This window comes from Actinomyces urogenitalis DSM 15434, assembly GCF_000159035.1.
Classification (GTDB): Bacteria; Actinomycetota; Actinomycetes; order Actinomycetales; family Actinomycetaceae; genus Actinomyces; species Actinomyces urogenitalis.
Genome location: NZ_DS999633.1, coordinates 1 through 230, shown reverse-complemented (window position 1 = coordinate 230; position 230 = coordinate 1). Strand labels below are relative to the sequence as shown.

Below are 230 nucleotides of genomic sequence, written 5' to 3'. Positions count from 1 at the left end.
CTGCCCGGTGCTGCCCCACAACCTCGGCCGCCAGGAGCAGCGCGCGAGCCTCACGGACCGGAGCGGGAACCGCCGCGACCGCACGTCCCAGCGCCGTCACGCTGCCAGCCTCATCGATCAGGCCCAACTCGCTCAGGGCCTGTGAGGCCACCGCCATCGCAGGCTCGGGCGGGGCATCGAGCCAGATCAGGCCGCGCCCACCCGGGGCGCCCCACACCGCCAGCTCCAGC

1 protein-coding gene is annotated in these 230 nt (G+C 75.2%); it reads right to left on the bottom strand.

Features of this window, described 5'->3' with window-relative positions:
• Positions 1–230: hypothetical protein (locus HMPREF0058_RS11565; protein ID WP_006549985.1), on the bottom strand; the 230-nt coding region annotated here is incomplete at both ends.